Origin of the sequence: Pseudomonas sp. GM102 (genome assembly GCF_000282555.1) — a bacterium.
In the GTDB taxonomy this organism is placed as follows: Bacteria; Pseudomonadota; Gammaproteobacteria; order Pseudomonadales; family Pseudomonadaceae; genus Aquipseudomonas.
In genome coordinates, this window is record NZ_AKJB01000030.1 from 1 (window position 1) to 7,263 (window position 7,263).

The window sequence follows — 7,263 nt, forward strand, 5'->3', positions numbered from 1 at the left end:
CCTCGTCGCCGTTGAGCATCCGGATTGTGGGTGCAGTGTCTGTAGGAGACGGTCAACGAGTTGCCAATGACCTTAATGGGCAATATGCCGATATTCGGCAAAATTGCGGCAATGCTTCGCTGCCCGCAGTGTTGTGCTCGGGTGTCATGTTGCGAGCGACGATTAACGGTACCGGGTATCGCGCCTGGAATCCCAGCCCGCTCTCACAGCAGAACGGTGGCGTTTCGTTTTTTTACCTGCGCAAGGATGCGGCCTTCAAAGCGTTTCCTTCCATCTATCCGAATACCAGTGGGATCGTCTTTTTCCCGACACAGCAACGCCCGGCAGGTACGGTGGACATTCCGGTTCTTTGTTTCTTTCCCTTGGACGGAGGCTCTGATATCAGGGCCGATCAAGGTTGCGGTGTATCCAGTAATTATCCTTCCGTCAGCCGTTCATGCGAGTTGCAGGGCATTACCACGGCAGCAGGTTGGCTGACTCATTACAACCAGGGAGCCGGGGTACAGAAATATCAGCGCGCCTGCAGTTTCAATGTCCGGCTCAGCCAAGGGGCAGCGGCGGCGAATGCATTTTATCAGGGCATTCTGGCGATGAAGTTGCTGGGCACCGACTCTTTCAATACCTGGGATGAAATCCGCTTGGCCACCTGGCCGCAGAACATTCACGCGACCATTCCGATCAAGGCGTTCTTTTACACGAGCAATGGTTTGGCGGATGCCAGATTTAATCAACAGGATTTTTACAAGTACTCAGGCAAAGCGGTACCGATCATCAAACTGACGTTACCCAGAACGACGGTCGAATCAGCCCGGTTCGAATTCAACAAGGCTGACCAGTCAGTGGGCAATTGGAACTGATTGGAGCCTGAGTAGCCCGCTGATCCTGTCTTCATCAGGATCTGCGGGCGAACGAGAGGGGAAGAGTCAGGCCGTTTTCCAGGTGATTTCTTCTTCACCATCGGCGCTGATCCGCATCCAGCGATCGGCTGTCTCTTCACCTTCTTCCTCGACCCAGCTACCCGGCGCGCAACGCACTTCGACGTTCAGCGCGGCAAAGGCTGCGCGGGCGCAGGCGATGTCGTCTTCCCATGGGGTCTGGTCGCTTTCCAGGTACAGGCTGTTCCATTTGCCTACAGCTTTCGGCAGCCAGGTGACCGGCACATTGCCGGCCTTGCACTTGTAGGTCTGGCCTTTCTGGACCCAGTCGGTGCACGGGCCTAAAGCCGCGCCGAGCCAGGCCGCGATGGCCTTGTAGTCGACGTCGGCGTCTTTCAGGTAAATCTCGATATCGGGTTGGCGCATGGATGTCCTCACTGCGGGTCTGAAAAATCCATTCGCGGATTTAGCCGGCCTCAAGCTGTTTGCTCAAGGCCAAAATTCAAGAGTTTATTGAAGAATAAAATAATCGTAGCGCATCGACACGGTGACCTCGAACGGCTCGGCCTGCTCGATGACCGCTGCCCGGCGTTCGGCACTGGCGCGCCAGCCGTGGGGGGTCATGGCCAACAGGTTCGCGCGATCCTGACCATTAACCAGCGTCAGTTTGAATTCCAGGGTTTCGCTGTGTTGCAGCGCCATGCCTTCCGGCACCAGCGCCAAATGTTTGTCGTCGGTGTATTCGCGCACTTCGTCGTATAGCCGCTCGCGCAATTCCATCAGATGGCCGCTGGTCGGCCCGACTTTCATCAGGCCGCCGCCGGGGCTGAGCAGGCGTTTGGCTTCCTCCCAGTCCAGCGGGCTGAAAACACTGGCAAGGAACTGGCAGCTGCCTGAGGCCAACGGCACCCGCGCCATGCTGGCGATCAACCAGGTTAGCGCTGGGTTGCGTTTACAGGCGCGTTTGACCGCTTCCCGGGAAATGTCCAGCGCATAGCCATCGGCGTTGGGCAAGGCTTCGGCGATTTGCGCGGTGTAGTAACCCTCGCCACAACCGATGTCCAGCCAGCGCTGGGGCGCGTACTGCGCCGCCAGCTCCGCCAGACGCTTGGCCACCGGCGCGTAATGGCCGGCGTTCAAAAAGTCGCGACGGGCTTCGACCATCGCCAGGTTATCCCCAGGGTCGCGGCTGTTTTTATGCTGCACCGGCAACAGGTTCAGGTAACCCTGCCGCGCACGGTCGAAACGATGCCCGGCGGGGCAGGCCACGCCGTTGTCCACCGCGTTCAGCGGTTCGCTGCAGATCGGACACGCAAGCATCAGGCGAGCAACTTGATCAGGGTCTGGTAGTAGATCTCGGTCAGCACGTCGAGATCGGCCGCCAGCACGCGCTCGTTGACCTGGTGAATCGTCGCGTTGACCGGGCCCAGTTCGACAACCTGAGTACCCATGGTCGCGATGAAGCGCCCGTCGGAAGTTCCGCCGCTGGTGGAAGCTTTCGTTTCGCGACCGGTGATGTCCTTGATGCTCGACGACACGGCGTCCAGCAGCGCACCCGGTTCGGTGAGGAACGGCAGGCCGGACAGCGCCCAGTCGATGTGCCAGTCCAGAGCATGCTTGTCGAGAATATCGGCGACGCGCTTTTGCAGGCCTTCGACGGTGGATTCGGTGGAGAAGCGGAAGTTGAACACCGCCACCAGATCACCCGGGATCACGTTGGTCGCGCCAGTGCCGGAATTGACGTTGGAGATCTGGAAACTGGTCGGCGGGAAGAAATCGTTGCCGTGGTCCCAGTGTTCGGCGGCGAGCTCGGCCAGCGCCGGGGCGGCGAGGTGGATCGGGTTCTTCGCCAGGTGCGGATAGGCCACGTGACCCTGCACACCGCGCACGGTCAATCTGGCGCCGAGGGAACCGCGACGGCCGTTCTTGACCACGTCACCCACCAGGGTAGTGCTCGACGGTTCGCCGACGATGCACCAGTCCAGACGCTCTTTACGGGCGACGAGGCGCTCGATCACAGCTTTGGTGCCGTGGTGCGCCGGGCCTTCTTCGTCGCTGGTGATCAGGAAAGCGACCTTGCCCTTGTGATCCGGGTAATCGGTGACGAAACGCTCTGCTGCCACGGTCATGGAGGCCAAGCTGCCTTTCATGTCCGCCGCGCCACGACCGCACAACATGCCGTGTTCGTCGATCACCGCGTTGAACGGGTCGATCTGCCAAGCGGTTACCGGGCCGGTCGGGACCACGTCGGTGTGGCCGGCGAAGCACAGCACCGGGCCTTCGTGTTTACCGTGAGTCGCCCAGAAGTTATCCACATCTTCGATGCGCATCGGTTCCAGCTTGAACCCGGCATCGCCCAGGCGCTGCATCATCTGCTTCTGGCAATCGGCGTCGACCGGCGTCACGGATGGACGGCGGATCAGGTCGATGGCGAGTTGAAGGGTCGGCGAAAGGTCGGCGTGGGCCGTCATGGGAAAACTCCGGAGCTTTATATTTGTAGGAGCGAGGCTTGCCCGCGAAGAACGATAATGAGGTGCATCTGTTACACCGAGTCGCTTCATTCGCGGGCAAGCCTCGCTCCTACAGGAATTGAGGCAGGCGCGCAAAATGGCGGTTATCTTAAAGCAAAACGGCGGCCATTGGCCGCCGTTTAGTGCATCTGTACTGATTTAGACAGCCGGTGCGGTCGTGGCTTCAGCCACCGGTTTGGGCAGCGACGACAGGAACGCCATGATCAGCGCCGCCAGGTATGGCAGCGACTGCACCAGCAACATGGTCACCCAGAAGCGCATGTCGTTGCTCGGCAGGCCTTGCACCAGGAAGATCCCCAGCGCCGCGCCCCACAACAGCAGCATGATGAACATCTCTTCGCGTGCTTCCGAAATGGCTACCCAGAAGCCGTGGTTATCGGCGTTTTTCGGGGTGCGGAAGAACGGAATACTGCTGGTGAAGAAACCGTACAACACCGCTTTGGCGATGGTGTGCGACAACGCCAGCCCTGCCAATGCCGCGCAGAACGCATCCTTGAGGTTGACCCCGACCGCACGGCGGTACAGGAAGATGATCTTGCCGACCTTGAACACGAACAGCGCCAATGGCGGGATCGCGAAAATCAACAACGGCGGATCGACCCGTTGCGGCACGATGATCATCGCTGCCGACCACAACAGTGCGCCGACGGTGAAAAAGATGTTCATGCCGTCCGCCACCCACGGCAACCAGCCCGCGAGGAAGTGGTAACGCTGGCCGCGGGTCAGTTCGGTGTCCTTGCCGCGCAGCAGGCTGGCGGTGTGACGCTTGATGATCTGAATCGCTCCGTAGGCCCAGCGGAAACGCTGTTTCTTGAAGTCGATAAAGGTATCGGGCATCAGGCCTTTGCCGTAGCTGTCGTGGTAATACGCCGCCGACAGGCCTTTTTCGAACACGCGCAGACCCAACTCAGCGTCTTCACAGATGCACCAGTCGGCCCAGCCCAGTTCCTCGAGCACCGAACGCCGGGTCATGGTCATGGTGCCGTGCTGGATGATCGCGTCACGGTCGTTGCGGGTGACCATGCCGATGTGGAAGAAGCCTTTGTATTCCGCGTAGCAGAGCTTCTTGAAGGTGCTTTCGTTCTGGTCGCGGTAATCCTGTGGCGACTGTACCACAGCGATTTTCGGGTCGGCGAAGTGCGGCACCATGTGCTTGAGCCAGTTCGGGTCGACGCAGTAGTCCGAGTCGATCACCGCAATCACTTCGGCATCCTTGGCGGTGTGCGGAATCAGGTAATTCAGCGCGCCACCCTTGAAACCGGCCAACGGTGCCACGTGGAAGAACTTGAAGCGCGGGCCGAGGGTTTCGCAGTAATCGCGCACTGGTTCCCAGACCGCCGGGTCTTTGGTGTTGTTGTCGATGATCAGGACTTCGAAGTCCGGATAGTCGAGGTTGGCCAGGGCGTTGAGGGTCTGTTTGACCATCTCCGGCGGCTCGTTGTAGCAAGGTACGTGAATCGACACCTTCGGTCGGTAGTCCGAATCACCCACCACTGGCAGGAATTCACGCCGGCGTTTGTGGGTCCAGACCGCTTCGGCCAGTTCGTGGGCCTCGGTCAGCAGAACGATAAACACCCCGAGTGCACCGAGGGCGAGCAAGAAGCCCACCGTCAGGCTGAACCAGGTGCTGTATTGCTGGCTGTAGTCGTATCCGATCCACACCAATACCGAACCGCAGAGGAACGCGATAAAGGTCAGGAAGGTGCGGCCGCGTTGACGCAGGGCCGAGCCGTCAATCATCAGCAGGGTCAGGGACAGCAGTGCCAGCACTACGGAGCCGATAGCCAATACGCGCCATTGCGGGATCGCGACGACCGGGCCTTCGAAGTTGAATTTCTGCTGGCGTGCGGCGTTGAATACGCCCCAATACGCGCCCACCGAACCTTCGTCGCTGGCTTTCCACGGTTGGTCGAACGCTTCGATCACGAAGTAGTTGAAGCCTTGGCGGTTGAGCTTGTTGACCAGCGTGCGCAGGTAAATCGCCTGGTCCGCCGGCGACGCATCGGCGCCACCGCGCATGCGGCCGTTGCTCGGCCAGCCGACCTCGGAGAGCAGCAGCGGTTTTTTCGGGAACATCTTTTTCAGGTCACGGGCGCGGTCGAGAACGAACTGACCGGCCTTGTCCACCGGAACGAACTCCCAGTACGGCAGGACGTGAGCCGCGATCAGGTCGACGTGCTTGGCCAGGCTCGGGTTTTCTTCCCAGACGTGCCACTGTTCAGAGGTGGTGACCGGAACCTTTACGGCCGCGCGGACGCGATCCAGGATCAGGCTCAGCTCCGCCGCGGTGATTTCCTTACGGAAGATCGCCTCGTTACCGACAATCACGCGAACTACGCTGCGCGAGGAATTGGCGATTTCGATGGCGCGGGTGATCTCGCGCTCGTTGCGCTCTTCGTCCGGGCTGATCCAGATACCCAGGGTCACCCGCAGGCCGAATTCTTCCGCCAGTTTGGGGATGTTCTCCAGCGTGCCGTCGACCGAGTAGGTCCGGATGTTGTCCGTCAGCTTGCTCATGATCTCCAGGTCGCGACGCATTTCATCGTCGGTCGGGTACTGGGCTTTTTGCGGGTACTGGCCTTGTTGAAACGGCGAGTACGAAAAGCCGGAGATCTGCTCAGGCCAGTTGGGGGCGGTGACGGGGCGATTGACCAGCGCCCAGAAACCGGTAAACAAGGCGGCGATTGCAAGAACCACGACCAGGTTGAGTCCAAATTTACGCGATGACATAGCTATTTCAGGTTCCAGGGGCTACTGAACGAAGGAACGGTCGGCGGCCGGCTGCCAAGGGGCGGGGGCGCGCATCCTACACTGGGCGTTCACTGACCGTACAGCGGACAGGGAAATGCCGGACGTTGGGCAATCCAAGTCGACTTAAGTTCTTTGACCGGGGCGTTGTAGCCCAATTCCAATAAATTTGTAGGCAATTAAGGCAGTCAAGACCGCCGTTTATAGACCCAAAGATGCTCTTGGCCGCCGACGGCCCTATAATGCGCGCCGGTTTTTGGGGTAATGGTCATGAGTACAGAAGATCCGCGGTTTGCTGGCATTGCCCGCTTGTATGGCATCGAAGGCCTTGAGCGCTTACGCGCGGCCCATGTGGCTATCGTCGGCGTCGGTGGCGTCGGTTCCTGGGCGGCGGAAGCTGTCGCCCGGTGTGGCGTGGGCGAGATTTCGCTATTCGACCTGGACGACGTCTGTGTCAGCAACGTCAACCGTCAACTGCATGCGCTGGACAGCACCGTCGGCAAGCCCAAGGTCGAGGTGATGGCCGAGCGTCTGCGCGGGATCAACCCGGATTGCACGGTGCATGCGGTGGCGGATTTCGTCACCCGTGAAACCATGGCCGAGTACATCACGCCGAACATCGACTGCGTGATCGACTGCATCGACAGCGTCAACGCCAAAGCCGCGCTGATCGCCTGGTGCAAACGTCGCAAGATCCAGATCATCACCACCGGCGGCGCGGGCGGGCAGATTGACCCGACACTGATCCAGGTCTGCGACCTGAACCGCACGTTCAATGATCCGCTGGCCTCGAAAGTGCGCTCCACGCTGCGTCGCGACTACGGCTTCTCCCGCACAGTGACCCGCCACTACAGCGTCCCGTGCGTGTTTTCCACCGAGCAACTGCGCTACCCGAAACCGGACGGCAGCATTTGCTTGCAGAAGAGTTTTGTCGGTGATGGCGTGAAGCTCGACTGCGCCGGGGGCTTTGGCGCGGTGATGATGGTGACGGCGACATTCGGCATGGTCGCGGCGACCAAGGCTGTGGATAAGATTGTGGCCGGGGTTCGGCGCCCGGCGGATCGGGTCAAGCCTGAGGTTTAATGGATACTGATCGTTCCCACGCTCTG

At 60.1% G+C, this 7,263-nt stretch carries 6 protein-coding genes; 2 read left to right on the forward strand and 4 right to left on the reverse strand.

Annotated elements, in window-relative coordinates; all coding sequences use genetic code 11:
- On the forward strand, nucleotides 1–857 hold an 857-nt coding region (locus PMI18_RS22660; RefSeq protein WP_007897127.1), incomplete at its 5' end, for a hypothetical protein.
- 66 nt (nucleotides 858–923) lie between these two features.
- Here the strand turns inward: PMI18_RS22660 and PMI18_RS22655 are convergent.
- From PMI18_RS22655 to PMI18_RS22640, 4 genes are all read right to left on the reverse strand, one after another.
- Nucleotides 924–1,301: a hypothetical protein gene (locus PMI18_RS22655; RefSeq protein WP_007897129.1), complete on the reverse strand. Its 378-nt coding sequence runs from the start codon at nucleotides 1,299–1,301 to the stop codon at nucleotides 924–926.
- Between the two features lie 84 nt (nucleotides 1,302–1,385).
- Nucleotides 1,386–2,195, reverse strand: a complete 810-nt coding sequence (locus tag PMI18_RS22650; protein WP_007897135.1) for a putative RNA methyltransferase — start codon at nucleotides 2,193–2,195, stop codon at nucleotides 1,386–1,388.
- Nucleotides 2,195–3,346 carry a succinyl-diaminopimelate desuccinylase gene (dapE, locus tag PMI18_RS22645; RefSeq protein WP_007897142.1) on the reverse strand — a complete coding sequence of 384 codons (1,152 nt, stop codon included), beginning with the start codon at nucleotides 3,344–3,346 and terminating at the stop codon, nucleotides 2,195–2,197. Before dapE ends, PMI18_RS22650 begins: the two co-directional genes overlap by 1 nt.
- A 198-nt stretch (nucleotides 3,347–3,544) precedes the next feature.
- Nucleotides 3,545–6,136 (reverse strand): glycosyltransferase, encoded by a 2,592-nt coding sequence (locus PMI18_RS22640; RefSeq protein ID WP_007897143.1) that lies wholly within the window; start codon nucleotides 6,134–6,136, stop codon nucleotides 3,545–3,547.
- Nucleotides 6,137–6,424: 288 nt separating this feature from the next.
- Between PMI18_RS22640 and tcdA the strand changes: the two genes are divergently transcribed.
- Nucleotides 6,425–7,237, forward strand: coding sequence for a tRNA cyclic N6-threonylcarbamoyladenosine(37) synthase TcdA (gene tcdA / locus PMI18_RS22635; RefSeq protein ID WP_161794720.1), 813 nt, complete (start codon nucleotides 6,425–6,427; stop codon nucleotides 7,235–7,237).
- The last annotated feature ends 26 nt before the right edge of the window (nucleotides 7,238–7,263 follow it).

What these genes read in the sequence shown, in the direction of transcription:
- PMI18_RS22640 (WP_007897143.1), bottom strand. Translation starts at nt 6,136, where the DNA reads ATGTCATCGCGTAAATTTGGACTCAACCTGGTCGTGGTTCTTGCAATC.
- tcdA (WP_161794720.1), top strand. Translation starts at nt 6,425, where the DNA reads ATGAGTACAGAAGATCCGCGGTTTGCTGGCATTGCCCGCTTGTATGGC.
- PMI18_RS22655 (WP_007897129.1), bottom strand. Translation starts at nt 1,301, where the DNA reads ATGCGCCAACCCGATATCGAGATTTACCTGAAAGACGCCGACGTCGAC.
- PMI18_RS22650 (WP_007897135.1), bottom strand. Translation starts at nt 2,195, where the DNA reads ATGCTTGCGTGTCCGATCTGCAGCGAACCGCTGAACGCGGTGGACAAC.
- dapE (WP_007897142.1), bottom strand. Translation starts at nt 3,346, where the DNA reads ATGACGGCCCACGCCGACCTTTCGCCGACCCTTCAACTCGCCATCGAC.